Annotated in this window: 1 rRNA gene; it reads left to right on the top strand. The window is 41.6% G+C overall.

Annotated elements, in window-relative coordinates:
• Window positions 1-156: 156 nt before the first annotated feature.
• Window positions 157-250: ribosomal RNA gene (locus tag BN4575_RS21060) — 23S ribosomal RNA — on the top strand; the annotation flags it as partial.

Raw genomic sequence — 250 nt, 5'->3', positions numbered from 1 at the left:
TGCTCTTTAACAATCTGGAAAGCTGATTTAAAAAGTAGTTCTCAAACATTTGTTACAAGTGCTTTGGAAACTTCTTGGCGAAAACCAAAATTTATTTTGGTCCTTGTTGTACTTCAACAAGACGCGTTGTTTCGACGACACTTCTTGGGGTTGTATGGTTAAGTGACTAAGCGTACATGGTGGATGCCTTGGCAGTCAGAGGCGATGAAGGACGTACTAACCTGCGATAAGCTGTGAGAAGTCGGTAAGA

The organism is Aeromonas sp. EERV15, assembly GCF_900079845.1.
Taxonomy (GTDB): Bacteria; Pseudomonadota; Gammaproteobacteria; order Enterobacterales; family Aeromonadaceae; genus Aeromonas; species Aeromonas sobria.
The sequence above is the reverse complement of the archived record's forward strand: the minus strand, read 5'-3'. Positions and strand labels throughout refer to the sequence as shown.